Source organism: Saccharothrix stipae (assembly GCF_054781895.1).
Window position 1 is genome coordinate 967,904 of record NZ_BAAGTN010000008.1, and the last position, 26,230, is coordinate 994,133.

Below are 26,230 nucleotides of genomic sequence, written 5' to 3' on the forward strand. Positions count from 1 at the left end.
GAACCTCTGGTTGAGAGTTTCAATCCGGGTGGAGATCCGTCCGGGCTGTGACACCGGTGGTCATCCACTCCAGCACATGAGCACGGACACGATCAGGAAGGCGGACCGATGACGCCCCCGCACAACTACCTCGCGGTGATAAAGGTCGTCGGCATCGGCGGTGGCGGTGTCAACGCCGTCAACCGCATGATCGAGGTCGGGCTCAAGGGCGTCGAGTTCATCGCGGTGAACACCGACGCCCAGGCGCTGCTCATGTCGGATGCCGACGTGAAGCTCGACATCGGCCGCGAACTCACCCGCGGCCTGGGAGCCGGCGCCAATCCCGAAGTCGGCCACAAGGCCGCCGAAGACCACCGCGAAGAGATCGAAGAAGTCCTCAAGGGCGCGGACATGGTGTTCGTGACCGCCGGCGAGGGCGGTGGCACGGGCACCGGTGGCGCGCCCGTGGTCGCCTCGATCGCCCGCAAGCTCGGCGCGTTGACCATCGGTGTGGTCACGCGACCGTTCTCGTTCGAGGGCAAGCGCCGCGCCAAGCAGGCCGAGGACGGCATCCAGGCCCTGCGCAACGAGTGCGACACCCTCATCGTGATCCCCAACGACCGGCTGCTGCAGCTCGGCGACATCGGCGTCTCGCTGATGGACGCGTTCCGCTCCGCGGACGAGGTGCTGCTGTCCGGTGTCCAGGGCATCACCGACCTGATCACCACCCCCGGTCTGATCAACCTCGACTTCGCCGACGTCAAGTCGGTCATGTCCGGCGCGGGCAGCGCGTTGATGGGCATCGGCTCGGCGCGTGGCGAGGGCAGAGCGGTGCAAGCCGCCCAGAAGGCGATCAACTCGCCGTTGCTGGAAGCGTCGATGGAGGGTGCGCACGGCGTGCTGCTCTCGATCGCCGGTGGCAGCGACCTCGGGCTGTTCGAGATCAACGAGTCGGCCTCGCTGGTGCAGGAGGCCGCCCACCCCGACGCGAACATCATCTTCGGAACGGTGATCGACGACTCCCTCGGCGACGAGGTCCGGGTCACGGTGATCGCGGCGGGTTTTGACAGTGGCGGGCCGACACACAAGAAGTTGGAGCCGCAGGCTCTGTCCAGCCCGCCGCGTGGCACGCCCGTGGCCTCGGCCACCGCGGGTCAGGTGAACCACACCCCGCAGCCCCAGCCGGTGCAGCAGGTGCCGCAGCCGCAGCCGGTGCAGCACCAGCCGCAGCCCGTGCAGCAGGTGGAGCAGCCGGTCGCGCCGCGGCCGACCGTGCCGCAGCAGCCGCAGTCCGGCCCGGGCAACGGCCAGTCCCCGTACGCCGCGCCGCAGCCGGCCATGCCGAGGTCGCTGTCGCCGGGCGTGCCGGGGAACACCGGCGGGTCGTTGCCGAACCGGGCCGTGCCGGTGACGGACGACCCCGACGACGAGGTCGACGTACCACCGTTCATGCGCCGCTGACCACGAGAGTCCAACCTCCAACCCGCGAGAGTCCTACCTCCAGCACGCGAGAGTCCTACGTTCAGGACCCCCGAGTTCAACGCTCACGGGCCGCCGAGTCGGCCCCACGGCCGGACTCGGGGGTCCTGAACGTTGAACTCAGGTGTCCTGGACGTAGGACTCTCGCGGCGTGAACGTAGGACTCTCGCGCGTGTCCTACGTTCGGAACGCGCGTGTCCTACGTTCGGAACACCCGAGTTCAACGCTCAGGTCACCCGGCGAGCGGGGTCTGGGAAGCTTGGGGGGTGCGCATCCGTCGTGTCCTGACCACCCGCGAAGGCGGCGTGTCGAAAGCTCCCTACGACTCCTTCAACCTCGGTGACCACGTCGGCGACGACCCGGCCGCCGTCGCCGCCAACCGGCGCCGGCTGGCGGAGGGCATCGGGCTGAGCCCGGACCGGCTGGTCTGGATGGAACAGGTGCACGGCCGGACGGTCGGCGTCGTGGACGGGCCGGTGAGCGAGCCGCTGGAGGCCACGGACGCCGTCGTCACGGCGCAAGAGCGGCTGGGGCTGGTCGTGCTGACCGCGGACTGCGTGCCGGTGCTCCTCGGCGACCCCGAGGCGGGCGTCATCGCCGCCGTCCACGCCGGCCGCGTCGGCGCACGGGTCGGCGTCGTCCCCGCGACCCTGGACCGCATGGTCGAACTGGGCGCGGCCAAGGACCGGGTGGAGGTCCTGCTCGGCCCGGCCGTCTGCGGCCAGTGCTACGAGGTGCCCGCCGCCATGCGCGACGACGTCGAGAAGCACCTCCCGGGCAGCGCGTCCAAGACCCGGTCCGGCAAGCCCGCCCTGGACCTGCGCGCCGGCATCTGGCAGCAGCTCGCCGACGCGGGCGTGGGCAGGATCGGCATCGACCCGCGCTGCACGGTCGAGGAGAGGTCGCTGTTCAGCCACCGCCGCGACCCGGGCACGGGACGGCTGGCGGGCGTCGTCTGGATGGAGCCGTGAACCGGCACGAGGAGCTGGCCCTGTCGCTGGCCGAGGTCACCGAGCGCATCGCCAAGGCCTGCGCCGCCGCGGGCCGGTCGCCGGACGAGGTGGAGCTGCTGGCCGTCACCAAGACCTTCCCGGCCGAGGACGTGGCGATCCTGAGCGACCTCGGGCTCACCGCCTTCGCCGAGAACCGCGACCAGGAGGCGAACCGCAAGACCGCCGAGTTCGCCGAGCTCCGCCCCGGCGCCGCGGCCAGGTGGCACATGGTCGGCTCGCTCCAGCGCAACAAGGCCAAGTCGGTCCTGCGCTGGGCCGACCGGATCGACACGGTCGACTCGACCCGGCTCGCCGACGCCATCGCCAAGGCCGCGACCGAACCGACGGAGGTGCTGGTCCAGGTCAGCATCGACGGTGACGAGACCCGCGGCGGCCACCCGATCGGTGACCTTCCGCGACTGGCCGATCACGTAGCACGATCGAGTGAACTTATTTTTCGGGGTGTGATGACCGTCGCACCCCTCGGGATGTCTCCACAGCAGGCGTTTGCCGCTCTATACGAAGCGGTAACCCGCTTGCGAGCCGATCATCCCGGTGCCACCGTGATCTCGGCGGGGATGAGCGGTGACCTGGAGGATGCGATAGCGCACGGATCGACGTGCGTGCGTGTCGGAACAGCGTTGCTGGGCAGCCGGAGACTAGCCTCGCCGTAACTGTCTGGAACCTCTGGGACGGCCGCGACGTCCTTGCGGGTAGGGATCTCGGCGGAGGAAGGGCTCGAGCCATGAGCGGGTTTCACAAGCTGAAGGCCTACTTCGGGATGGTTCCCGCCGAGTACGCCGACGACCCGGCCGCCTACGACGACGACCGGCGCTACGCGGACTACCGGTCCGAGTACGCCGACCCGGACGACTACGAACCGTACCCGGAGCAGCGCACCGCGCGTCGTCGCCCGGTCAACGGCTACCGCGCCGAGCTGGACGACGCGGCCGACTACGAGCCGGAGCGCGCCGTCCGCCCGCGCCGGCCGTGGAACCCGGAGACGCACGGCACGCTGGCCGTGGAGCCGCAGCGCGAGCCCGTGGGCAGGCTGCGGCCCGCCCCGGAACCCGCGAGCAACCCGCTGGCCCGCATCACCACGCTGCACCCGCGCAGCTACAACGAGGCGCGGACCATCGGCGAGCACTACCGCGACGGCACCCCGGTGATCATGAACCTCACCGACATGAACGACGCGGACGCCAAGCGGCTGGTCGACTTCGCGGCCGGTCTGGCGTTCGCGCTGAGGGGCTCGATCGACAAGGTCACCAACAAGGTGTTCCTTCTCTCACCCCCCAACATCGACGTCACGGCCGAGGACCGGAGGCGACTCGCGGAGGGCGGGTTCCTCAGCCAGGGCTGAGTGGTGGCACAGTTGAACGTGTGGATGCCCTCTGGCTCGTGGTCTACTACGTGTTGTTCTCGTTCTGGCTGCTGCTCACGGCGCGTGTCGTCGTGGAGCTCGTCCGTAGTTTCGCCAGGGGATGGCGGCCTGCGGGCGGGGTCGCGGTGGCGCTTGAGACCGTATACACCGTGACCGATCCTCCGGTCCGCTTGCTGCGTCGGATCATCCCGACCGTGCGGATCGGCGGCATCGGACTGGACTTGTCCATTATTGTGCTGTTGCTGGTCGTTATCATTCTGATGCGAGTAGCCGATCCCAGGTGAGGGGACCAGGGATGTCCACAGCCCAGGAGTGCGTGAGGTGATCTGATGCCGTTGACCCCCGCGGACGTGCACAACGTCGCGTTCAGCAAGCCGCCGATTGGCAAGCGGGGCTACAACGAGGACGAGGTGGACGCGTTCCTCGACCTGGTTGAGGGCGAACTGGCCCGACTGATCGAGGAGAACAACGACCTGCGCCAGCAGGTCGAGCAGCTCGACCAGCAGGTCGAGACCGCGCGTGCCGACCTCGAAGATGCCCGGGCGAAGGTTGCCGCAGGCGTCGGCCCGAGCCGCGTCGTGGACGAGCCCCGCAGGCTCGCACCGGTGCCACCCCCTTCGGCGCTGGAGCAGACATCGCCGGGCGGTGGTGGTGACCACCACGTCCAGGCGGCCAAGGTGCTCGGTCTGGCGCAGGAGATGGCCGACCGGCTCACCGGCGAGGCCAAGGCCGAGGCCGACGGGATGCTCTCGGAGGCCCGGACCAAGTCCGAGCAGCTGTTGTCCGAGGCGCGGTCCAAGGCCGACACGATGGTCAACGAGGCGCGCACGCGTGCCGAGACCATGCTGAACGACGCGCGAACGCGCGCCGAGACGCTGGAGCGGCAGGCCCGTGAGAAGGCCGGTGCGCTCGACCGTGACGCGCAGCGCAAGCACGCCGAGGTGATGGGCAACATCACCCAGGAGAAGAACACGCTCGAGAAGCAGATCGACAAGCTGCAGACCTTCGAGCGCGAGTACCGCACCCGGCTCAAGACGATGCTGGAGTCCTCGTTGCGCGACCTGCAGGACCGCGGCCCCGCCGCGCCGTCCGACAGCCGCCAGCAGGGCGGGTACTCGTTCGGGGCGCGCGCCGAGGCCGGCTGATCGGCGTTGCTGATCTAGTCTGCTGCACGTGCTCTACATAGTCCTGCTGTTGGTGCTGGCAGCCCTGGGGTTGCTCGTGCCCGCGCTGACCAGCGCCCAGACCCACTGGGCCTGGTTGTCCGTGGGCACGAGCGGGGCCGCTGCCGTGGTCCTGGTGCTCGACTGGTGGCTCCGCCGCCGGTCGGGTCCCGGGGCTGCCGGCGCCGCGGTCGTCGGGCACCGGCCGAACGCGGGTGATCGACCGGCCCCGGTCGTGGGCACCGAGGACGACACGCCGAGCAGTCCACCCGATCAGGCGGATGTCGAGCCTGGCGAGGAGGACACGGACGCGGCCGACGCCTTGATCGTGAGCGAGCTCACCGACGAGGTGCGGGTGCTGGACGAACGTCCGCGCTACCACCTGACGGACTGCTCCGTGCTCACCGCGCGGACGTCGTTGGGCCTGCCGGTCGACGAGGCGCGCCAACTGGGCTTCACGCCGTGCGCGGTGTGCCGCCCGGACGCCGGCCTCGCGGCCCGCAAGCGGGCCGCGGACCGGTCGGAGCCCGCCTAGCTGTGTGATTCCGCCCAGCTGTTCGGTCGCCTGGCTGTCGGTCGCCTAGCTGCTCAGCGTCGCGTGCGCGACGAAGGCCGGCGCGTCCGGCGCGCCGCACCGGTGCTCCAGCTCCACGTCCACGCCGGTCAGCCGTCCCGTGCCGGGATCGCGCTCGATGCTGTGCACGGTGAAGCTCCCGTGCACCGGGTAGCACGCCAGGCCGTCGGCGATCACCAGCAGCCCGGGGTTGGTCGCGGTCGGCCGTTGCCGCACGTCGGTGTAGGTGCCCACCCGCAACGGCGCGTCGCCCGGACCCGCGAGCTGGATCCGGACGTGGTCCCGGCCGTCACCCTCGCCGTCGATCACCAGTGCCCCGCCCTCGACCGACTGCTCCCGGATCCGGACCTCCTGCTCGGGCGTGGACCAGGTCGCCTGCCGGTCGTCCACCGGGAACGCCCCCGCCTCGGCGTGGAACTTCACCGCCGCCACCGGCTCGTCGGCCCCGGCCGTGCCCGCCAGCACCGGCAGTGTTGCCACGGCCAGCGCCAACGCGATCGTTCGCTTCACGGTCTGTCCCCCCCTCGTGTCGAACTCGGTGATCGTGCTCTTCCAGGCTCCCGACGGGCTCGGACGGGCCGCATGGGGGGAACTACTCAAAGCGGTTTGCGCGGTTCGGCTACCCTGGGTGGTAGCACGGCGTTGATCCGGCCATCACCGGGGAGCCTCCGGAAGAACGGGCGCGTGCCCCGGTGGGACACGCCTCAGTAGAACCGGACGGGTGCGGCCCGTCACAGCCGTCGACAAGAGAGGCCAGAGCCTTCGCGCCCTGGCAAGCGGGGTGGTACCGCGGTGCGCCTGACCGGCGTGTCGTCCCCGTGAGCCGGTTGACGCACGCGAGGAGCTGCACGATGGCCTACCCGAAGGCAGGCGAGGGGTCCGTTCCCTCCCAGCCGTCCTTCCCCGCCCTCGAGGAGGGCGTGCTCGGCTTCTGGGAGTCCGACCGGACGTTCCAGGCGTCGATCGAGTCCCGGCCGGCGGGGGACAACGGGTCGAACGAGTTCGTCTTCTACGACGGCCCGCCGTTCGCCAACGGCCTGCCGCACTACGGCCACCTGCTCACCGGTTACGTCAAGGACGTCGTCCCGCGCTACCAGACCATGCGCGGCAAGCACGTCGAACGCCGCTTCGGCTGGGACACCCACGGGCTGCCCGCCGAGGTCGAGGCGGAGAAGCAGCTCGGGTTCTCGTCCAAGAGCGAGATCGAGGCGTTCGGCATCGAGAAGTTCAACGAGGCCTGCCGCACGTCGGTGCTGCGCTACACCGACCAGTGGCGCGACTACGTGACCCGGCAGGCCCGCTGGGTGGACTTCGACAACGACTACAAGACCCTCGACCTGGACTACATGGAAAGCGTCATGTGGGCCTTCAAGACCCTGTGGGACAAGGGCCTGGTCTACGAGGGCTTCCGGGTGCTCTGGTACTGCTGGCGCTGCGAGACGCCGCTGTCCAACACCGAGACCAAGATGGACGACACCTACCGGGACCGGCAGGACCCGGCGGTGACCGTCGGCCTGCGGCTGGAGACCGGCGAGCTGGCCCTGGTGTGGACGACCACGCCGTGGACGCTGCCGTCCAACCTGGCCGCCGCCGTGCACCCGGACGTCGACTACGTGACGGTCGAGGCGAACGGCGAGCGCTACCTGCTCGCCGAGGCCCGCGTCCCGGCGTACGCGCGCGAGCTGGGCGAGGAGCCGCCGGTGGTGGCCCGCTGCAAGGGCGCCGACCTGGTCGGGCGCCGGTACGCGCCGCCGTTCGACTTCTTCGTCGGCCGGGAGAACGCGCACCAGGTGCTGGCCGCCGACTACGTCACCACCGAGGACGGCACGGGCCTGGTGCACATCGCCCCCGCCTTCGGTGAGGACGACAAGGTCGTCACCGACGCGGCGGGCATCGAGGTCGTCGTGCCGGTCGACTCGCACGGCCGGTTCACCGCCGAGGTGCCGCCCTACGAGGGTCAGCAGGTCTTCGAGGCGAACAAGGCGATCATCCGCGACCTGAAGCAAGCGGGTCTGCTGCTGCGCCACGAGACCTACGACCACCCGTACCCGCACTGCTGGCGGTGTGACAACGCGCTGATCCAGCGTGCCGTGTCGTCGTGGTTCGTCGCGGTCTCGAAGTTCAAGGACCGCATGGTCGAGCTGAACCAGCAGATCAACTGGGTGCCCGAGCACATCAAGGACGGCCAGTTCGGCAAGTGGCTGGAGAACGCCCGCGACTGGAACATCTCCCGCAACCGGTTCTGGGGCTCGCCGATCCCGGTGTGGGTGTCGGACGACCCGGAGTACCCGCGGGTGGACGTCTACGGCTCGCTGGACGAGCTGGAGCGCGACTTCGGCGTGCGCCCGACCGACCTGCACCGGCCCGTCATCGACACGCTGACCAGGCCGAACCCGGACGACCCCACGGGTCGCTCGGTGATGCGGCGGGTGCCGGAGGTGCTGGACTGCTGGTTCGAGTCCGGCTCGATGTCGTTCGCCCAGGTGCACTACCCGTTCGACAACGCGCAGTGGTTCGAGGACCACTACCCGGGTGACTTCATCGTCGAGTACAACGGCCAGACGCGCGGCTGGTTCTACACCATGCACGTGCTGGCCACGGCCCTGTTCGACCGGCCCGCGTTCCGCAACTGCGTGGCGCACGGGATCGTGCTGGGCGACGACGGGCAGAAGATGTCCAAGTCGCGCAAGAACTACCCGGACGTGAACGAGGTGTTCGAGCGGGACGGCTCGGACGCCATGCGCTGGTTCCTGATGGCGTCGCCGATCCTGCGCGGCGGCGACCTGGTGGTGACCGAGCGCGGCATCCGCGACGCGGTGCGGCAGGCCGTGCTGCCGTTGTGGAACTCCTGGTACTTCCTGGCCCTGTACGCCAACGCGGACGGGGTCGAGGGGACGTGGCGGACGTCGTCGGAGCACGTGCTGGACCGGTACGTGCTGGCGAAGACGCACGACCTGGTGGCGGGGGTGACCGCGCAGCTGGACGCCTACGACATCTCGGGCGCGTGCGCGTCGATCCGGGAGTTCCTGGAGGTGCTGACGAACTGGTACGTGCGGCGTTCGCGCGACCGGTTCTGGTCCGGTGACCAGGACGCGATCGACACGCTGCACACCGTGCTGGAGGTGGTCTGCCGGGTGGCCGCGCCGTTGCTGCCGCTGACCACCGAGTCGGTGTGGCGCGGGTTGACCGGTGGCCGGTCGGTGCACCTGGCCGACTACCCGTCGGCGGCCGACCTGCCCGCCGACGACGCGCTGGTGGCCGCGATGGACCAGGTGCGGCAGGTGGCGTCGACGGCGTTGTCGCTGCGCAAGTCGAACAAGCTGCGGGTGCGGTTGCCGTTGGCGAGGCTGGTGATCGCGTCGGCGGACGTGGCGCAGCTGGCGGCGTTCAGCGAGGTGCTGCGGGACGAGGTGAACGTCAAGGAGGTCGAGCTGACCACGGACGTGGACGCGCACGGCCACTTCCAGCTGGCGGTCAACGCGCGTGCCGCCGGGCCCCGGCTCGGGCCGGACGTGCAGAAGGTCATCAAGGCCGTGAAGGCCGGTGACTGGCAGGAGGTGGACGGTCGGGTCGTGGCCGCCGGGATCGAGCTGTTCCCGGAGGAGTACGAGCAGCGGCTGGTCGCCACCGACCAGGGTGCGACGGCGGCGTTGCCGAACAGCGGCGGGCTGGTCGTGCTGGACACGGCGGTGACCGAGGAGCTGGCGGCCGAGGGCGTCGCCCGCGACCTGGTGCGGGTGGTGCAGCAGGCGCGCAAGGACGCCGGGCTGGACGTGTCGGACCGGATCGCGCTGACGTTGCAGCTGCCGCCGGCCGTGGAGGCCGCGGTGCGCCGGTTCGAGGCGTTCGTGAAGGAGGAGACGCTCGCCGAGTCGGTCTCCTACGGCGAGGTCGCGGAGGGCTCGGACGGCGTGGTCGGCGAGGGCCAGAAGGTCCGGGTCGCGGTCGCCCGCGTCTGACGGCTCGCGTCTGACGGCCCGGGTCCGACCGTCCCGAGGCCGACGTCGCAGGCTCCGACGCTGCGCAGGGGTCCCCGCCCAGGGGACCCCTGCTTTCATTCTCCCGCAGGGGTCCGACAATCCGGGCCGCCGAACGGCCAGGATCGGCGCACGCCAGCCAGGCCGCGTCTGCCGGCGCACGCCTGCCAGGCCACGTCGGTCAGCGCACGTCGGTCAGCGCACGTCGTCCTGTTCCAGCCGGGCCTTGAGGTGCTCGAACCTGTCAGTCGAGCCACACCAGGTGGGTTCGTGCACCTGACGACCGGGAGCTGATCTCGAAGATCACCCGCGCGTTCTCCGGGCTCTCGGAACTCAGGTGGAAGTCGCCTTCGACCGAGTTGACCTCCGCGTGGCCGGGGTAGGCGAGTCCGTAGCCGGCGACCCGAGCTTCCTGCCGTTCCCCGTACTCCTCCACGATGGCGAACAGTCGTGGTGCGTCCTCCGCCGCGAGCTGCCGCATCACGGCGGCGAACTCCTCCGGTCGGTTCACTCGCCCACCCTTCGCGTCGTGCCTGCCGCTGGCACGCGCACTTCGTCGCGATCCACTGTGATCGGACACGGTGACTTCACGAGGAAGCAGGCCGGATCCACGAGCATCCCGTCACACCACACCGCTCCCGGTGTGACCGGCCGGCCGAGTCCGGCGTACGCCAATGCCCATCGGCGGCTGCCCTTCGTGATCCGTGGGGCTTCCGGCACGGTTCCCTCCCTCGTCTCGTCGCCGCCTTGGTCGGATGAGGCGGTTCCGGGTCGAGCCTGACCGTGGCTGGGTGGGCCGGGAACCGAGGCGGGCCAGGAGAGATCGACCTCCGCGCAAGTCACCGCCGACCCGGAGGGTTTCCCGGAGGATTGAGCAAGATCAGCGGGCCGTGGATCGGCTCACCGTTACGCTGGGTGTTCGATCGACCACGGGCGGGCGGAGATGCGGAACGAGGCGATGCGGGCGGCGCGGGAAGGTGCCGGGTTGACGCAGGCGCAGCTCGCCGACCTGGCGAACGCGCAGGTCGAGGTGGCGACGGGGCGGCTCGGCGCAATGGACGCGGACTACATCGGCAAGCTCGAACGAGGTGTGCACCGCTGGCCGCACCAGAGCTATCGGGCCGCACTGCGCGTAGTGCTCGACGTTGCCACGGACGGCGATCTCGGCTTCTTCAGCACGCGGTCCCGTCTCGCTACCGTGGCCTCAGTGCCCCGACATGCGGAAGGTGGGGACGACGTGGAGCGCAAGGCTTTCCTGCGGGTGCTCGCCGGCTCGGTGGTCGGCATCGCCCTGACCGACCCCCTCGCCGCGTTCACCGGCCGAGCGGCAGCCGGTGGCACGAGGCGGATCGGCCAGGCGGAAGTGGACCACGTGCGACACCTGGCCAGGATGTTCGCGAGCCAGGACCACCAGTACGGCGGCGGCCTGTCCGCACGGGCCGTGGTCGCCCAGCTGTCGGCGTCGGCCGAGCTCACCGAAGGGACGTTCGCGAGCACGCGGGCGCGGGACGAGTTGTTGACGGCCGTCGCCGAGCTGGCCGACACCGCGGCCGGGCTGTGCTTCGACGCCGGACTGCACCGCGAGGCCGAGCGCTCCTTCAGGTTCAGCGTCGGCTGCGCCACCGAGTCGGGGGACTGGGCGATGAGGGCCAAGGCGTTGTCCGGTCTCGCCAACCTGTCGGTGCACCGGGGTCGTGCGGAGGACGCACTGAGCTTCGCCGAGATGGCGCTGGTGCGTGCCGACCGGCTGAGCCCGAAGGTCGGGGCCGTGGTGCGGACCCGCCACGCACGGGCACTGGCGCTGGCCGGTGCCTCGCGCGGGGTGGACTGCCACACGGCCATCGGCAAGGCCGGAGAGCTGTTCGCCGCGTCGTCGTCCGGTGACGAGCCCGCCTGGCTCGCCTACTACGACGAGGCGCACCTGGAACGCGACTGCGGACGGGCGTTGGTGCACCTCGCGCTGAACGGCGGCGCGCACGGAGAAGCGCGCGATCGGCTGACCACCTCGATCGCGCGGTTCCCGGAAGGCCATTCCCGGGGCAAGGCGCTCGCCAAGGCCAACCTGGCGGCGCTGATGATGGCCCGCGACGATCCGCGCCACGCCGTCGAACTGGGGCACGACGCCGTCGAGTCGGTCGGTGCGGTGCGTTCCGACCGCGTGAACGACGCGCTCAGGCAACTGGTGGCCGCCGGCCGGCCGCACGCCCACCTGCCCGAGGTGCGCGAGCTGCTCCACCGCGTGCGACTCGCGGTCGGCTGAGTCGTCAGCGCACGTCGGTCAGCGCACGTCGTCCTCTTCCAGCCGGGCCTTGAGCCGGGTCAGGCAACGCCCGCGGGTCGGGCCGATCGAGCCGCGCGGCATGGCGAGGGCCTCGGCCACGGCCCGGTACTCGGCCCGGCCCGCCAGCACGGTCAGCCGCAGCAGTTCCTGGCAGCGGCGGGACATGGAGTTGAACGCGCGCCAGAGGCGGCGGTCGCGGTCGTCGCGCAGGGCCTCCGGTTCCGGCAGCCAGCGGTCGTCGGGCATGTCGACGGCGGAGTCGGTGGACAGCGCCGGGCGGCCGTTGAGGTCGCGCCAGGCCCGTTGCGCCTCGCGGCGGGTGGCCACGATCAGCCAGCCGGCCACGGCCCGCGGCTCGGTCAGGCGGTCGAGGTGGCGCAGCAGGCTGAGCCACACGGTCTGCACGACGTCCTCCGCGGTGGCCTGGTCCAGGCCGTTGCCCCTGGCCACGTGCCACACCAACGGGGTCAGCTCGGTGACCAGCGACTCCAGCGCCTCCCGGGAACCGGACCGCGCGGCCTCGACCAGGGCCGCCTGCCGGTCGTACCGCGACGCCTGCGCCATGATCGCCGCCACGCCGAGGTCGTCCGCGCCGGGATCCTCCGGGATGGCCTCGGCCAACTCGGCCCGCAGGTGGTCCAGCCGAGGGTCCAGCTCGTCGGTCATGACGTCCCCTTCCCGCGCTGCGAGCCGCGCACCCGTCGCTCCTCGTTGCCGACCTGCTCGCTGACCCTCGCCCGCGCCTCGGACACGTACCGCCGCACGGACGCCCGTCGGCAGCCCAGCACGTCGGCGATCTCGTCGTCGTCGAAGTCCCAGAACCGCAGCACCAGCGCGGTGCGCAGGTGATCGGGCAGGTTCGCGACCGCCGCCAGCGTGCTGACCAGCTCGTGCCACGTCTCGGCGTCCCGCTGCTTGGGCACCAGGATCCGGTACGTGCCGCGCTGCCGGGCCACGACCTCGTCGGTCAGGTCGCCCGGCCGCTCCCGCCGGCGGGCCTGGTCCACCAGCAGGTTGCGGATCGTCTTCACCAGCCAAGCACGTCTGGACTCCGGGGCGATCACCGGCCAGTGCCGCCACGCGCCGACGAACGCCTCCTGCACCGCGGACTCGTGGTCCAGGTGCGGCGACATCACGGCGGCGAAGCGGAACAACCGGATCCGCTCCCGGTGGTAGAAGTCGCTGAAGGTGGCCGCGTGGTCGTCGGGGTCGTCCGGCGTCACGAACCCTCCCCCCTCTGGTCCCGGTAACGGGTAGACGGACCAGACCGGTGGTTGTGGAGGAAATCCGGTCAGGCGGGTCGCCGGGCGGCCGTCCTGGCGCCCGCGCGCAGCACCCGCACCGGGACCGACCACCTGGCCGGGTGAACGGGTGGGTGTCCGGCGGCGCGCGCCGCGTTGTCGAGCAGGTCTTCGATGAGCGCGTCGTGCAACCACCGCACGGCCAGTGGCCACCACAACCGCATCAGGCCGCGCGGCCGACCGGTCAGAGTGTGCCGCAACCCGCCCGGCACCGCTTCCAGCACGTGGGTGCCGACCAGGCCGACGCCGGGCGCGAAGGTGAACTCGACCCGCCGACCGGGCAGGTGGCCGGTGCAGCGGTAGCGCACGAACGAGTGGCCGCCGTCCGCGCCGACGCCGAGCGGCCGGTCGAGCACCAGCGGTGGCCACCGGTCGGCGGGCCACAGCTCCACCACCCGGTCGACCAGGCCGGCGGCGTCGGGGATCGGCCGGGTGTGCACGTTCTCGATCATCACGACCTCCATACGGGACCGTATGGTCCGTTACCGTACGGTAGCGTACGGAGTCATGGCACGGCGGACGCGCGACGACTGGACCGGGGTCGCCCTGCGGGCGCTGGCCGAGGGCGGGGTGGCGGCCGTCGCCGTGGAACCGCTCGCGGCCAGGCTCGGTGCGACCAAGGGCAGCGCCTACTGGCACTTCCCCAACCGGGAAGCCCTGCTCAAGGCCACCCTCGAACGCTGGGAGCGCGAGCACACCGAGGCCGTGATCGAGATCGTGGAGTCGGTGCCCGAGCCGCTGGCCAAGCTGCGCCTGCTGTTCGCCACCGTGCTGGAGAACGTCGAGGACAGCGCGGTCGAGCTGGCCATGCTCGCGGCCAAGGACGACCCGGCGGTCGAGCCGGTGCTGCGGCGCGTCACCGACCGCCGCATCGGCTACCTGGAGGAGCTGTTCGCCGAACTCGGGTTCGACGGCGACGTGGCGCACCAGCGGGCCGTGCTCGCCTACTCCGTCTACCTGGGGCAGGCGCAGCTGCTGTCGTCCACCCCGCACGTGGTCAAGGCGCGCCGCCAGCTGCTGGAGGAGACGCTGACCGCGGTGGTGTGCCGTGCCTGACGCGTTCCGGTTCGCGATCCGGGTCAAGCCGGGCGCCAAGCGCGAGGCCGTCGGCGGCCGGTGGGGTGACGGCGCGCTGGTCGTCGCGGTCGCCGCGCCCGCCGTGGAGGGCAAGGCGAACGAGGCCGTCCGCAGGGCGCTGGCCAAGGCGTTCGACGTGCGCCGGCAGGACGTCGAGGTGGTCGCGGGGGAGCGCGGCCGGGACAAGGTCGTGCAGGTCGACCCCGCCCCGGCCGGCGCACCCGAGGTGCTGGCGCGGCTGCTGGGCGGTTAGGCCGCCAGCGTCCACACGGCGTGCGCGATGGCGTCGGTGTTGCGGTCCAGCGCGGTCGCGTTCACGTTCGACGTGGTGTCGCACGAGCGGTGGTAGCAGCGGTCGAACGCGGTGCCGGCCGTGCCGCCCCACTTCTGCGCCTGCGCGGAGGTCTTGACGCCCTCCGCGCCGGTGAACGTGCCGCCGACCGGGATGCCCGCCCGCGCGAACGCCGCGTGGTCGGACCGGCCGCCCACGCTGGTCAGCTCGGTCGGCACGCCGATCGAGCCGAAGTAGCCCTGGAGCGCCTGCTGGAGCGCCGACGAGCCGGCCGGCTGCCCGGACGCGCTGTAGACGAAGTAGCCCGGGTTCGGCGAGCCGATCATGTCGAAGTTGAGGTAGGCGTCGATCCGCGAGCGGTCCGTTGTGGACAGCGAGTTCACGTAGTGCGTCGAGCCGACCAGGCCCAGCTCCTCCGCGCCCCACCAGGCGAAGCGCAGGTGCTTGGTGGGTCGGAAGCCGGTCGACCGCACGGCCAGCGCGACTTCGAGCAGCCCGGCCGAGCCGGTGCCGTTGTCGTTGATGCCCGGACCGGCCGACACGCTGTCGAGGTGCCCACCGACCATGACCACGTTGTCCACGTCGCCGCCGGGCCAGTCGGCGATCAGGTTGTAGCCGGTGGCGCCGTTGCGGCTGAACGACTGCACCCGGGTGGTGAACCCGGCGGCGTCCAACTTGGACTTGACCCAGTTCACCGAGGCCAGGTAGCCGGGACGGCCGTGCGCCCGGTTGCCGCCGTTGGCGTTGGCGATGGCCTGGAACTGGGTGAGGTCGGCCTGGACGGCGGACACCGGGATGTTCGGCCCGGCCAGGACGCGCGGTGGCGCGGCGGTGGCCGAGCCGAGGCCGGAGCCCAGGAGCACGCCGGTGGTGACCAGCGCGGTGGAGATCGTTCGCAACTTCACGGTTTCTCCCGCAGGGTGTGGAGGTGACCGGGGCGGCGGACCCGTTCGTCAACGTGCACGGTTCGACGTGGTTCGCGCTAGGGGCGTTCGGCTGGTGACGCCGCGTGGGTTGCCGGATTCGTCCATTTCGGTGTCGCCGGGGAGAATGACCCCGTCGAGTGATGCAGCGGGGACGACGGCCTGGAGGTCGAGTGGGCGGTGTGACGGGCTACCTGGGCATCGCCGCCGGCGTTCTGCTGCTCTCGGTCATCGCGGTGAGGGTGTCGATCAGGCTCGGTCTGCCGTCCCTCCTGCTCTACCTCGGCATCGGCCTGCTGCTCGGCGAGGCCGTGCTCGGCATCCAGTTCGAGGACGCCGACCTGACCCGTTCGCTGGGCACCGTCGCGCTCGTGCTGATCCTCACCGAGGGCGGGCTGACCACCCGGTGGAGCGCGGTGAAGCCCGCGCTGGGCCTGGGCATCGCGCTGTCCACGGTGGCCGTCGGCGTGAGCATCGCGGTCACCGGGTTCGCGCTGCACTTCCTGCTGGACATGGACTGGCGCACCGCCCTGCTGTGGGGCGCGGTGCTGTCGTCCACCGACGCGGCGGCGGTGTTCAGCGTGCTGCGCGGGGTGGGGGTGCGCAAGCGGCTCATCGGCGCGCTCGAACTGGAGTCCGGCATCAACGACGCGCCGGTGTACATCGCCGTCGTGCTGCTCGCCGCGCCCGACCCGATCACGTGGACCGCGCCGTTGCTGATGGGCTACGAGCTCGTCGCGGGCGGGGTGATCGGGATCGTGCTCGGCTGGGTCGGCGGCGTGGGGCTGCGCCGGGCCGCGCTGCCCGCCACCGGCCTGTACCCGCTGGCCACGGTCGCCGTGTGCCTGCTCGCCTACACCGTCGGCGACCTGGCGCACGCGTCCGGCTTCCTCGCCGTCTACATCGCCGCCCTCGTGCTCGGCAACGCCCGCCTGCCGCACCGGGCGGACACCCTGTCGTTCGCCGAGGGGTTGGGCTGGATCGCGCAGATCGGGCTGTTCGTGCTGCTCGGCCTGTACGCCTCACCGGGACGCCTGCTCGACGTGCTGGTGCCCGCGCTGGTCGCGGGGGCGGTGCTGGTGCTGCTGGCCCGCCCGCTGTCGGTGCTGTGCGCGGCGCTGCCGTTCCGGGTGCCGTGGCGCGAACAGGTGTTCGTCTCGTGGTCGGGGCTGCGCGGCGCGGTGCCGATCGTGTTCGCGCTGATCCCGCTGATCCAGGGCGTGCCGGGTGCGCAGCGGCTGGTGGACGCGGTGTTCGTGCTGGTGGTGGTGCTGACCGTGGTGCAGGGCACGAGCCTGCCGTGGCTGGCCAAGTGGCTCGGGCTGGTCAAGTCCGGGGAGGCGCACGAGGTGCAGGTCGACTCGTCGGCGCTGGACGAGCTGGGCGCGGAACTCCTCCAGGTCCGCATCCAGCCCGGCTCCAAGCTGCACGGCGTGTACCTGTCGGAGCTGCGGCTGCCGCCCGGCTCCTCGGTCAGCCTCGTGGTGCGCGACGACAACGGCTTCACCCCGCAGCCGACGACCCGGTTGCAGGAGCACGACCAGCTGCTGGTGGTGTGCACCGAGGCCATGCGCACGGCGACCGAGCAGCGCATCCGGGCGGTCGACCGGGCGGGCCGGTTCGCCCGCTGGAAGGGCGACGTCGGCCTGCCCTGACGCTCCCAGGATGTGAACCGGACTCGACGCGGGCGCGCGGTCCGGGTTACCTTCGCTCCGAAGGTCATGAGTGCCAGCGCGAAGCCCAGGCTCGCTGGCCGGCAACCCTCCTACCGCGGTGGGGTGCCCCTGGTGAGGACCTGGCCGGCGCGCAGGGCGTCCGGCAAGCGCGGGCTCCCTCTCCGGCGGGGTCCCGGACCCCCGGAGGGCGTCATGACGATCGCAGTTCCCCGCACCAGCACCGTTGCCCGGCCGGAGAAGCCGGCACTGCCGCGCGTGGTCGGCGCGTCGCTGCGCGTGCCGCTGGTCACCGGTGAGCGCGTCGAGTACGCCAACCTCGACCACGCGGCCAGCGCGCCGTGCCTGGAGCAGGTCCGCGACGCGGTGGACGAGGTGCTGCCCTGGTACGCCAGCGTGCACCGGGGCGCGGGCTTCGCCTCGCAGGTCAGCACCCGGGTCTACGAGCAGGCCCGCACGTCGGTCCGCCGGTTCCTCAACGCCCGCGGCACCGACGCCGTGGTGTTCACCCGCAACACCACCGACGCGCTGAACCTGCTGGCCAGGAGCCTGCCCAAGCACACGGCCGTGACCCTGTTCGACACCGAGCACCACGCCGCGCTGCTGCCGTGGCGCGGCCCGAACGTGCGTCGCCTGCGCACCCCCGACTCACCCGCCCAGGCGGTGCTGGAGCTGGACCGGGCGCTGCGCGAGGCGCCGGTCGGCCCGCGCCTGGTCGTGGTCACCGGGGCGTCCAACGTGACCGGCGAGCTCTGGCCGGTGGCCGAACTGGCGCGCGTGGCCCGCAGGCACGGCGCCCGGATCGCCCTGGACGCCGCCCAGCTCGCGCCGCACCGGCCGGTGGACGTGCGCGCGCTCGACGTCGACTACACCGTGCTGTCCGGGCACAAGGTCTACGCGCCGTTCGGCGCGGGCGTGCTGGTCGGCCGGTCGGACTGGTTGCAGGCCGCCGAGCCGTACCTGGTGGGCGGTGGTGCGACGGCCCGCGTCACCGACCACGGCGACCGGCTCGGCGTGGCCTGGTCGGCGGTGCCCGAGCGGCACGAGGCCGGCACCCCGAACGTGGTGGGCGTGCACGCGCTGGCCGTGGCGTGCGACGTGCTTGGCAGGCACTGGGAGCAGACCACCGAGCACGAGCGGGTGCTGCTGGCCAGGCTGCGGGCGGGCCTGCGGACCGTGCCGGGCGTGCACGAGCTGACGTTGTTCGGCTCGGACCAGGACCGGGTGGGTGTGGTGAGCTTCACCGTCGGCGGTCAGGACGCCGGTTACCTGGCTGCGGCGCTGTCCGCGGAGCACGGCATCGGTGTGCGCGACGGCGCGTTCTGCGCCCACGTTGCCGTGCACCGCCTCGCCCACGGCGAACGGGCGCTGCGTGCGTCGATCGGCCTGGGAACCACCGAGGAGCACGTGGACCGCTTCGTGGCCGCGCTGCGGGCGCTCGTCGTCGAGGGTTCGCGGTGGGAGTACGAACAGCGCGACGGCCGTTGGGTGCCGCTCAACGACCAGCGCGCGCTCCCGCCGTTCCTGCGCTGACCCCGATGCTGGACAATGGCCCGGTGAGCACCGATCCCAACACCGAGCCGGACACGCCGGACCAGCCGGACCAACCGCTGCCGAAGCGACGGGTCCTCCTGCTGGCGGTCATCGCGCCGCTGGTGTTGGCGCTCGACCTGGTCACCAAGATCCTCGCGGTGGAGCACCTGGAGGGGCGTGAGCCGATCGAGCTGCTCGGCGGCCTGCTCTACCTGCCGCTGATCCGCAACACCGGCGCCGCGTTCGGCCTGGCCGAGGGCTGGACGGTGATCCTCGCCCTGATCGCGTCCGGCGTGGTCGTGTTCATCCTGTGGATCGCGCGCCGGCTGCGGTCGGTCGGCTGGGCCATCGGCCTCGGCCTGGTCCTGGGCGGCGCGATGGGCAACCTGGCGGACCGGATCTTCCGCGGTCCCGGCCCGCTGCGCGGCGGCGTGGTCGACTTCATCTCGGTGCTCGACCCCTGGGGCAACTTCTTCCCGGTGTTCAACCTGGCCGACTCGGCCATCTGCGTGGGCGGCGGCGTGATCGTGCTGATGGCGCTGCTCCAGCGCGACTACGACGGCACCCGCGTGGAGAAGAAGCCCGGCACCCAGTCGGAGAAGAAGGCGGGCGCATGACCGGCGACTACCGGACCCTGCCCGTGCCGGACGGCTTGGACGGGATGCGGGTCGACGCCGGCCTGGCCAAGCTCCTCGGCCTGTCCCGCACGGTCGTGGCCGCGTTGACCGAATCGGGTGACGTCGTGCTCGACGGGCAGCCCGCGGGCAAGTCGGACCGCCTGATCGCGGGCTCCGTGCTGGAGGTCACCCTCCCCGAGCCCGAACGCCCGGTGCAGGTGCAGGCGGTGCCCGTGGAGGGCCTGATCGTCCTGCACGAGGACGACGACGTGATCGTGGTCGACAAGCCGGTCGGCGTGGCCGTGCACCCCAGCCCCGGCTGGACCGGTCCGACCGTAGTGGGCGGCCTGGCCGCGGCCGGGATCCGGATCGCCACGTCCGGCGCCGCCGAGCGGCAGGGCGTCGTGCACCGGCTGGACGTCGGCACGACCGGCGTCATGGTGGTGGCGAAGAGCGAGAGCGCTTACTCGGCGTTGAAGCACGCCTTCAAGGAGCGCACGGTCGACAAGCTCTACCACGCGCTCGTGCAGGGCCACCCGGACCCGATCAAGGGCACCATCGACGCCCCGATCGACCGGCACCCCAAGCACGACTACAAGTTCGCCGTGATGGCCAACGGCAAGCCGAGCATCACGCACTACGAGGTGGTCGAGGCCTTCCGGGCCGCGTCACTGCTCGACGTGCACCTCGAAACCGGTCGCACGCACCAGATCCGGGTCCACTTCTCCGCGCTGCGGCACCCGTGCGTCGGCGACCTGACCTACGGCGCCGACCCCGTGCTGGCCAAGCGCCTCGGCGTCACCCGGCAGTGGCTGCACGCCAGGACGTTGGGCTTCCACCACCCGGCCGACGGCCAGTGGGTGTCCTACACCAGCGAGTACCCGGACGACCTCTCCAGCGCGTTGGAACTGTTGCGGGCCGAGGGTTACTGACCGGTTCTGCTCGCAAGTCTTGCGCCCGTCGCGTGATGTGTGCCATATCGCTTTCCCTGGATCGTTTGTCTTGCGAAGCTTTTGACAGACGAGCGTGGGGGATGGCGGATGGACAGCAGAACCCGACTGGTGGCACTACTGGGCACGCTGTGCCTGCTCGGACCGCTCTCGATCGACACGTACCTGCCCGCGTTCCCGGCCATCGCGGGTGAGTTCGGCTCGACCGAGTCGCAGATCCAGCTGTCGCTGACCACGTTCATCATCGGCCTGTCGGTCGGGCAGCTGCTGGTGGGTCCGCTGTCGGACTCGTGGGGCAGGCGGCGGCCGCTGCTGTTCGGCATCGCGAGCTACGTCGTGGTCTCGCTCTTCTGCGCGGTCGCGCCGAGCGCCCTCGCGCTGTCCGGCCTGCGCCTGCTCCAGGGGCTCGGCGTGGCGGCCGGGTTCGTGGTGGCGATGGCGGTCGCGCGCGACCGGTTCGAAGGCCTGGCGATGGCGCGGTTCATGTCGCTGATGATGCTGGTCAACAGCCTGGGCCCGGTGGTGGCCCCGGTGCTGGGCGGCCAGCTGCTGCGGTTCACCAGCTGGCGCGGCACGTTCGTCGCGCTCGCCGTGGTCGGCGCGGCCCTGCTGGTCGCGCTGGCCGTCGGTCTGCCGGAGACGTTGCCCAAGGCCAAGCGGCGGCCGGCGAACCTGCTGCTCACGGTCAAGGTGTTCGGCGGGCTGCTGGCGGACCGCAAGTTCCTCGGCTACGCCCTGGCGTCCGCGCTGGCCCTCGGCTCGCTGTTCGGTTACGTGGCCGGTGCGTCGTTCGTGCTCCAGGGCGTGTACGGGTTGACGCCGCAGCAGTTCAGCCTGGTGTTCGGGGCGAACTCGGTGGCGATCGTCCTGGCCGGTCTGCTCAACACCAGGCTGACCGGCCGGATCATGCCCCGTCCGCTGCTCAAGATCGGGTTGGCGGGCGCCTCGGTCGGCGGCGTCGGGTTGCTCGTCGGTGGCCTGGTCGGTGGCGGTCTGGCGACGTTCCTGCCGCCGCTGTTCGTGCTCACGATGAGCGTCGGCCTGCTCATGCCGAACGCCGGCGCGTTGGCGATGTCGCGGCACCCGGAGGCGGCGGGCAGCGCGTCGGCCGTGCTGGGCGTGCTGACGTTCCTGGTCGGCGGCCTGATGGCGCCGCTGGTCGGCGCCGGCGGCTCGGCCAGCGTGCTGCCGATGGTGACCGTGATGGCGGCCGCCACGACCCTGGCCGTGCTCGTCTTCGCCACCATGACCAAGGGCGACATCGGCATCACCCGCGACCCCGACCCGATCCCCGCCTGACCGCGAGGCCGCTACCGGACCACCGCGCGAGGTCGCGAACGACCGACTTCCCGGCGACCGAGCCCGCCATCTGCGGAGCAGGGGCAATCCAACTCAGTCGTCGATGGTCCAGACCAGGGTGTTCAGGTCGGTCTCCGGGCGGGAGCTCCAGCGGACGGAGAAGATCACCGTGTCCTCCGGCAGCACGTAGACCGTGTGGCCGCCGGCCGTCTCGCCGGGCTGCACGCCGATCTTGTGCGGCGGGCGGGACGACAGCGACACCGGCGCCTTGCTCACCGTCTCGCCCTTGTTGGTCATCAGCACCAGGTACATGTCGGGCAGGGCGTTGAACGGCACCTGGCCGATGTTCGCCAGCTCCGTGTGCACGACCACGGCGCGCTCGCCGTCGGCCAGCTTGTAGCCGGCCGCGGTGAACAGGAAGTCGGCCGGGTCGACCACCTCGACCAGCTGGATGGTGAACCGGGCGCCCTCCAGGCCCTCGGTCTCCAACGTGCTGCCGATCTTGCCCGTGCGCGAGCGCGGCGCGGGCGCCTGGTCGCCGCGCGCCCAACCGGACGTGCCGGGCACGCCCCAGGTGCTCATCGGCTCCGGCACGCGCACCGGCCCGGACGGCGGTCCCGACGGCGTCGGCTGCGGTCCGGTCTGCGGCTGCGCCGGGAACGGCGTGCTGGGCGGCCCCTGCGGACCGGGGTAGCCGGGGTAGGAGCCGGACGGCGTGCCCTGCACCGGCGAGTACGGGCCGCTCGGCGTGCCGCGCACGGCCTGGCCGCCGGGCCCGGAGTAGTTGCCCCACGCCACGCTGTTGGCCAGCGCCTTGCGGATGCCGTTCGGGTCGCACTCCACACCGACGAGCAGCGGCAACCCGCTGCCGGACAACGTGATCAGCCGGGTGGCGGCCTCCCGCGGGTCCATGCCCAGCCGTGCGGCCACCTCGTGCACGGCGGCACGGCCCATCTCGGCGATCATGGCCAGGAGACGGGCGTCGACGGGGTCCGGCGCTACCACACCTCGAACGCTACCCGTGTGGGCGGATCTTCGCGCTATCGGCCTGCCGACTGGCTCGGGCTGACACGACCGGACTAGTGTGCGTCCGGCGGCTCTGCTGGCTCCGTCTTTTGTTCGGTGTGCGTGGTATACAAGGGGGTTTTGGCGTGGCTGACTCGTTTGTGCACCTCCACGTGCACACCGAGTACTCGATGCTCGACGGCGCGGCGAAGCTGAAGGACCTGTTCGCCGAGTGCGAGCGGATGGGCATGCCCGCCGCCGCGATCACCGACCACGGCAACATGTACGGCGCCTACGACTTCTACCGGCAGGCGACCGCCGCGGGCGTCAAGCCGGTGATCGGCATCGAGGCCTACCTGGCCCCCGAGTCGCGCTTCAACAAGAAGCGCGTGCTGTGGGGCGACCCCGGGCAGAAGTCCGACGACGTCTCCGCGAGCGGCGCCTACACCCACCAGACCATCTGGGCCCGCAACAACGAGGGCCTGCACAACCTGATGAAGATGTCGAGCCGGGCCTCCACCGAGGGCCAGCTGGGCAAGTGGCCCCGGATGGACGTCGACCTGATCGCCGAGCACGCGGTGGGCCTGATGGCGACCACCGGCTGCCCGTCCGGCGAGGTGCAGACGCGGTTGCGCCTGGGCCACGAGCAGGAGGCCCTGGAGGCCGCCGCGAAGTACCGCGACATCTACGGGGCGGACAACTTCTTCGTCGAGCTGATGGACCACGGCATCGAGATCGAGAGCCGGGTCCGCAGCGGGCTGCTGGACATCGCCAAGAAGCTCAGCATCCCGTTCGTGGTGACCAACGACTCGCACTACACCTTCGCCGAGGACCGCGACGCGCACGCGGCGCTGCTGTGCGTGCAGACCGGCAAGACGCTCCAGGACCCGACCCGGTTCAAGTTCGACGGCACGGGCTACCACCTGAAGTCGCCGGACGAGATGCGCGCGATCGACTCCTCCGACGCCTGGCAGGAGGGGTGCCGCAACACCCTGCTGGTGGCCGAGAAGGTCGACACCACCGGCATGTTCGCCTTCCAGAACCTGATGCCGCGCTACCCGACGCCGGACGGCAAGACCGAGGCGGACTACTTCCGCGACGAGGTCTGGGAGGGCATGCGCCGCCGGTTCCCGGAGGGCGTGGACGAGGTCCACCGCAAGCAGGTCGAGTTCGAGATCGACGTCATCCTCCAGATGGGCTTCCCGTCCTACTTCCTGGTGGTCGCCGACTTCATCAACTGGGCCAAGGCCAACGGCATCCGGGTCGGTCCGGGTCGCGGTTCCGCCGCGGGCGCGCTGATCGCCTACGCGATGGGCATCACCGACCTCGACCCGCTGGCGCACGGCCTGATCTTCGAGCGGTTCCTCAACCCCGACCGGGTCAGCCCGCCCGACATCGACATCGACTTCGACGAGCGCCGGCGCGGCGACGTGATCCGGTACGTCACCGAGAAGTGGGGCGTCGACAAGGTCGCCCAGGTGATCACGTTCGGCACGATCAAGGCGAAGGCGGCGATCAAGGACTCCGCCCGCGTGCTGTACGGGCAGCCGGGCTACGCGGTGGCCGACCGCATCTCCAAGGCCATGCCGCCCGCCGTGATGGGCAAGGACATCCCGCTGGCCGGCGTGTTCGACCCGGCGCACAAGCGGTACTCCGAGGCCGCCGAGGTGCGCGCGCTCTACGAGACCGACCCGCAGGTCAAGGAGATCATCGACACCGGCCGCGGGCTGGAGGGCCTGATCCGCAACGCGGGCGTGCACGCCTGCGCGGTGATCATGTCCGCGGAGCCGCTGACGGACCACATCCCGGTCTGGATGCGCCCGCAGGACGGCTCGATCATCACCCAGTTCGACTACCCGACGTGCGAGACGCTCGGCCTGCTGAAGATGGACTTCCTCGGCCTGAGCAACCTGACCACGATCGACGACGCGCTGAAGAACATCGAGCTCAACGGCAAGGGCCGGATCGACATCTCGACCGTGCCGCTGGACGACCGCAAGACCTACGAGCTGCTGGGCCGCGGCGACACCCTGGGCGTGTTCCAGCTCGACGGTGGCGCGCTGCGCGACCTGCTGCGGTTGATGCGCCCGGACAACTTCGAGGACGTCTCGGCCGTCATCGCGCTCTACCGGCCGGGTCCGATGGGCGCGAACTCGCACACGAACTACGCGCTGCGCAAGAACAAGCAGCAGGAGATCGTGCCGATCCACGAGGAGCTGCGCGAGCCGCTGGCCGAGATCCTGGACACCACGTACGGCCTGATCGTGTACCAGGAGCAGGTCATGGCGATCGCGCGGAAGGTGGCGGGCTACTCGCTGGCCCAAGCGGACCTGCTCCGCCGCGCGATGGGCAAGAAGAAGAAGGAGATCCTCGACAAGGAGTACGAGGGCTTCGAGGCGGGCATGGTCGCCAACGGCTACTCGCCCGAGGCGATCAAGACGCTGTGGGACATCCTGGTCCCGTTCGCGGACTACGCGTTCAACAAGGCGCACTCCGCCGCGTACGGCCTGATCGCGTACTGGACGGCGTACCTCAAGGCCAACTACCCCAGCGAGTACATGGCCGCGCTGCTCACCACGAACTCGGACAACAAGGACAAGTCGGCCGTCTACCTGGCGGAGTGCCGCCGGATGGGCATCACGGTGCTCCCGCCGGACGTCAACGAGTCGGAACGGGAGTTCGTCGCGGTCGGCGACGACGTCCGGTTCGGCCTCGGCGCGATCCGCAACGTCGGCGCGAACGTGGTGGACGCGATCATCAAGACCCGCGTGGAGAAGGGGAAGTTCGCCGACTTCTCGGACTTCCTGCGCAAGGTCGACGTGCAGGCGTGCAACAAGAAAGTCGTCGAATCGCTGATCAAGGCGGGCGCGTTCGACTCGCTCGGCCACCCGCGCAAGGGCCTGCACATGGTCCACGTCGAGGCGGTCGACGCGATCATGCTGACGAAGAAGGAAGAGGCGCGCGGCCAGTTCGACCTGTTCGGCGACGGCGACGGCGGCGGCGACGGTGACGGCGCGTCGGTGTTCGACGTGAAGATCCCCGACGAGCACTGGGAGTCCAAGCACCAGCTCACGCTGGAGCGCGAGATGCTGGGCCTGTACGTGTCCGGCCACCCGCTCAACGGCGTGGAACAGGTGCTGAGCTCCTATTCGGACACCACGATCCCGCGCATCCTGGAAGGCGACGTGCCCGACGGCACGCAGGTCACCCTGGGCGGCATCCTCGCGTCGGTCACCCGCCGGGTGAACAAGAACGGCGAGCCGTGGGCGTCGGCGCAGCTGGAGGACCTGGCCGGTGGCATCGAGGTGCTGTTCTTCCCCAAGAGCTACACCGTCCACGGCATGTCGGTGGCCGAGGACGCGATCGTGCTGGTCAAGGCGCGGGTGGCGAAGCGGGAGGACCGGATCTCGCTGATCGCCAACGACCTGGTCGTGCCGGACCTGTCGGAGCTGGGCGCGCAGGCGTTGCGGCTGAAGGTGGCGGCGTCGCGCTGCGACCCGAAGCTGGTGACCTCGCTCAAGGAAGTCCTCACCGCGCACCCCGGCACGACCGAGGTGCACCTGAACCTGGTCATCAACAGCAGCCGCAACACGTTGCTGAAGCTGGACGACGCCCTCCGGGTTACGCCCACGCCGTCCCTCATGGGCGATTTGAAGGCGCTGCTCGGACCGGGGTGCTTGGGCTGATCGGGTGATTCGGCCCGGGATCGGGGACACGAGCGAGCCTCGAAT

The 26,230-nt window shown here is 71.0% G+C and carries 24 protein-coding genes and 1 riboswitch; of the genes, 17 read left to right on the forward strand and 7 right to left on the reverse strand.

Annotated elements, in window-relative coordinates; translation table 11 throughout:
• Positions 1-108 precede the first annotated feature (108 nt).
• The 7 genes from ftsZ to ACYVLT_RS21430 all read left to right on the forward strand — a co-directional run bounded on the left by ftsZ (position 109) and on the right by ACYVLT_RS21430 (position 5,532).
• Complete coding sequence (gene ftsZ, locus ACYVLT_RS21400) at positions 109-1,440, forward strand: cell division protein FtsZ (protein WP_461121942.1); 1,332 nt, start codon at positions 109-111, stop codon at positions 1,438-1,440.
• Positions 1,441-1,724: 284 nt separating this feature from the next.
• Positions 1,725-2,429: a peptidoglycan editing factor PgeF gene (pgeF, locus tag ACYVLT_RS21405; RefSeq protein ID WP_461121943.1), complete on the forward strand. Its 705-nt coding sequence runs from the start codon at positions 1,725-1,727 to the stop codon at positions 2,427-2,429.
• On the forward strand, positions 2,426-3,124 hold the full coding sequence (locus ACYVLT_RS21410; protein WP_461121944.1) for a YggS family pyridoxal phosphate-dependent enzyme: 699 nt from the start codon (positions 2,426-2,428) through the stop codon (positions 3,122-3,124). Before pgeF ends, ACYVLT_RS21410 begins: the two co-directional genes overlap by 4 nt.
• A gap of 71 nt (positions 3,125-3,195) precedes the next feature.
• Positions 3,196-3,813, forward strand: coding sequence for a cell division protein SepF (locus ACYVLT_RS21415; RefSeq protein ID WP_461121945.1), 618 nt, complete (start codon positions 3,196-3,198; stop codon positions 3,811-3,813).
• Positions 3,814-3,833: 20 nt separating this feature from the next.
• Positions 3,834-4,118, forward strand: a complete 285-nt coding sequence (locus ACYVLT_RS21420; RefSeq protein WP_033437765.1) for a YggT family protein — start codon at positions 3,834-3,836, stop codon at positions 4,116-4,118.
• Positions 4,119-4,163: 45 nt separating this feature from the next.
• A complete protein-coding gene (gene wag31, locus ACYVLT_RS21425) occupies positions 4,164-4,979 on the forward strand; it encodes a DivIVA-like cell division protein Wag31 (RefSeq protein ID WP_461121946.1) in 816 nt (271 codons plus the stop codon).
• Between the two features lie 28 nt (positions 4,980-5,007).
• Positions 5,008-5,532, forward strand: coding sequence for a hypothetical protein (locus ACYVLT_RS21430; RefSeq protein WP_461121947.1), 525 nt, complete (start codon positions 5,008-5,010; stop codon positions 5,530-5,532).
• A gap of 45 nt (positions 5,533-5,577) precedes the next feature.
• Here the strand turns inward: ACYVLT_RS21430 and ACYVLT_RS21435 are convergent, their stop codons facing one another.
• A complete protein-coding gene (locus tag ACYVLT_RS21435; protein ID WP_461121948.1) occupies positions 5,578-6,081 on the reverse strand; it encodes a hypothetical protein in 504 nt (167 codons plus the stop codon).
• Between the two features lie 341 nt (positions 6,082-6,422).
• Here ACYVLT_RS21435 and ileS point away from each other — a divergent pair, with 341 nt between their 5' ends.
• A complete protein-coding gene (ileS, locus tag ACYVLT_RS21440) occupies positions 6,423-9,530 on the forward strand; it encodes an isoleucine--tRNA ligase (protein ID WP_461121949.1) in 3,108 nt (1,035 codons plus the stop codon).
• A 262-nt stretch (positions 9,531-9,792) separates the two neighbouring features.
• Here ileS and ACYVLT_RS21445 read toward each other — a convergent pair whose 3' ends face one another.
• Entirely contained in the window at positions 9,793-10,059 is a 267-nt protein-coding gene (locus ACYVLT_RS21445) for a hypothetical protein (protein ID WP_461121950.1), read from the reverse strand.
• Positions 10,060-10,491: 432 nt separating this feature from the next.
• On the opposite strand from ACYVLT_RS21445, the gene ACYVLT_RS21450 reads away from it, so the two are divergent.
• Positions 10,492-11,808: a helix-turn-helix domain-containing protein gene (locus ACYVLT_RS21450; protein ID WP_461121951.1), complete on the forward strand. Its 1,317-nt coding sequence runs from the start codon at positions 10,492-10,494 to the stop codon at positions 11,806-11,808.
• Positions 11,809-11,826: 18 nt separating this feature from the next.
• On the opposite strand, the gene ACYVLT_RS21455 is transcribed toward ACYVLT_RS21450, so the two are convergent.
• From ACYVLT_RS21455 to ACYVLT_RS21465, 3 genes are all read right to left on the reverse strand, one after another.
• Positions 11,827-12,393, reverse strand: a complete 567-nt coding sequence (locus ACYVLT_RS21455) for an RNA polymerase sigma factor (RefSeq protein WP_461122261.1) — start codon at positions 12,391-12,393, stop codon at positions 11,827-11,829.
• 98 nt (positions 12,394-12,491) lie between these two features.
• Positions 12,492-13,052, reverse strand: coding sequence for an RNA polymerase sigma factor (locus ACYVLT_RS21460; protein WP_461121952.1), 561 nt, complete (start codon positions 13,050-13,052; stop codon positions 12,492-12,494).
• Positions 13,053-13,120: 68 nt separating this feature from the next.
• A complete protein-coding gene (locus tag ACYVLT_RS21465; protein ID WP_461121953.1) occupies positions 13,121-13,582 on the reverse strand; it encodes an SRPBCC family protein in 462 nt (153 codons plus the stop codon).
• A gap of 55 nt (positions 13,583-13,637) precedes the next feature.
• On the opposite strand from ACYVLT_RS21465, the gene ACYVLT_RS21470 reads away from it, so the two are divergent.
• Complete coding sequence (locus tag ACYVLT_RS21470; protein WP_461121954.1) at positions 13,638-14,186, forward strand: TetR/AcrR family transcriptional regulator; 549 nt, start codon at positions 13,638-13,640, stop codon at positions 14,184-14,186.
• Positions 14,179-14,460, forward strand: a complete 282-nt coding sequence (locus ACYVLT_RS21475; RefSeq protein WP_461121955.1) for a DUF167 domain-containing protein — start codon at positions 14,179-14,181, stop codon at positions 14,458-14,460. The genes ACYVLT_RS21470 and ACYVLT_RS21475 overlap by 8 nt, the downstream gene beginning before the upstream one ends.
• Here ACYVLT_RS21475 and ACYVLT_RS21480 read toward each other — a convergent pair.
• Entirely contained in the window at positions 14,457-15,404 is a 948-nt protein-coding gene (locus ACYVLT_RS21480) for a M28 family metallopeptidase (protein WP_461121956.1), read from the reverse strand. The genes ACYVLT_RS21475 and ACYVLT_RS21480 overlap by 4 nt on opposite strands.
• A gap of 200 nt (positions 15,405-15,604) precedes the next feature.
• Between ACYVLT_RS21480 and ACYVLT_RS21485 the strand changes: the two genes are divergently transcribed.
• The 5 genes from ACYVLT_RS21485 (at position 15,605) to ACYVLT_RS21505 (ending at position 21,494) form a co-directional block, all read left to right on the forward strand.
• Entirely contained in the window at positions 15,605-17,077 is a 1,473-nt protein-coding gene (locus tag ACYVLT_RS21485; RefSeq protein WP_461122262.1) for a potassium/proton antiporter, read from the forward strand.
• Between the two features lie 62 nt (positions 17,078-17,139).
• Positions 17,140-17,253: riboswitch (SAM riboswitch) on the forward strand.
• A gap of 37 nt (positions 17,254-17,290) precedes the next feature.
• Complete coding sequence (locus ACYVLT_RS21490) at positions 17,291-18,628, forward strand: aminotransferase class V-fold PLP-dependent enzyme (protein ID WP_461121957.1); 1,338 nt, start codon at positions 17,291-17,293, stop codon at positions 18,626-18,628.
• Between the two features lie 23 nt (positions 18,629-18,651).
• Positions 18,652-19,245, forward strand: coding sequence for a signal peptidase II (gene lspA / locus ACYVLT_RS21495; RefSeq protein WP_461121958.1), 594 nt, complete (start codon positions 18,652-18,654; stop codon positions 19,243-19,245).
• A complete protein-coding gene (locus ACYVLT_RS21500; protein ID WP_360465878.1) occupies positions 19,242-20,177 on the forward strand; it encodes an RluA family pseudouridine synthase in 936 nt (311 codons plus the stop codon). Before lspA ends, ACYVLT_RS21500 begins: the two co-directional genes overlap by 4 nt.
• 108 nt (positions 20,178-20,285) lie before the next feature.
• Positions 20,286-21,494, forward strand: a complete 1,209-nt coding sequence (locus tag ACYVLT_RS21505) for a multidrug effflux MFS transporter (protein ID WP_461121959.1) — start codon at positions 20,286-20,288, stop codon at positions 21,492-21,494.
• A gap of 93 nt (positions 21,495-21,587) precedes the next feature.
• Here the strand turns inward: ACYVLT_RS21505 and ACYVLT_RS21510 are convergent, their stop codons facing one another.
• A complete protein-coding gene (locus ACYVLT_RS21510) occupies positions 21,588-22,499 on the reverse strand; it encodes an AsnC family protein (protein ID WP_461121960.1) in 912 nt (303 codons plus the stop codon).
• A gap of 146 nt (positions 22,500-22,645) precedes the next feature.
• Between ACYVLT_RS21510 and dnaE the strand changes: the two genes are divergently transcribed.
• Positions 22,646-26,185 (forward strand): DNA polymerase III subunit alpha, encoded by a 3,540-nt coding sequence (dnaE, locus tag ACYVLT_RS21515; protein ID WP_461121961.1) that lies wholly within the window; start codon positions 22,646-22,648, stop codon positions 26,183-26,185.
• Positions 26,186-26,230: the final 45 nt, after the last annotated feature.

What these genes read in the sequence shown, in the direction of transcription:
- ftsZ (WP_461121942.1), top strand. Translation starts at nt 109, where the DNA reads ATGACGCCCCCGCACAACTACCTCGCGGTGATAAAGGTCGTCGGCATC.
- ACYVLT_RS21415 (WP_461121945.1), top strand. Translation starts at nt 3,196, where the DNA reads ATGAGCGGGTTTCACAAGCTGAAGGCCTACTTCGGGATGGTTCCCGCC.
- ACYVLT_RS21470 (WP_461121954.1), top strand. Translation starts at nt 13,638, where the DNA reads ATGGCACGGCGGACGCGCGACGACTGGACCGGGGTCGCCCTGCGGGCG.
- ACYVLT_RS21455 (WP_461122261.1), bottom strand. Translation starts at nt 12,393, where the DNA reads ATGGCGCAGGCGTCGCGGTACGACCGGCAGGCGGCCCTGGTCGAGGCC.
- ACYVLT_RS21450 (WP_461121951.1), top strand. Translation starts at nt 10,492, where the DNA reads ATGCGGAACGAGGCGATGCGGGCGGCGCGGGAAGGTGCCGGGTTGACG.
- ACYVLT_RS21490 (WP_461121957.1), top strand. Translation starts at nt 17,291, where the DNA reads ATGACGATCGCAGTTCCCCGCACCAGCACCGTTGCCCGGCCGGAGAAG.
- ileS (WP_461121949.1), top strand. Translation starts at nt 6,423, where the DNA reads ATGGCCTACCCGAAGGCAGGCGAGGGGTCCGTTCCCTCCCAGCCGTCC.
- ACYVLT_RS21465 (WP_461121953.1), bottom strand. Translation starts at nt 13,582, where the DNA reads ATGATCGAGAACGTGCACACCCGGCCGATCCCCGACGCCGCCGGCCTG.
- ACYVLT_RS21500 (WP_360465878.1), top strand. Translation starts at nt 19,242, where the DNA reads ATGACCGGCGACTACCGGACCCTGCCCGTGCCGGACGGCTTGGACGGG.
- wag31 (WP_461121946.1), top strand. Translation starts at nt 4,164, where the DNA reads ATGCCGTTGACCCCCGCGGACGTGCACAACGTCGCGTTCAGCAAGCCG.
- ACYVLT_RS21505 (WP_461121959.1), top strand. Translation starts at nt 20,286, where the DNA reads ATGGACAGCAGAACCCGACTGGTGGCACTACTGGGCACGCTGTGCCTG.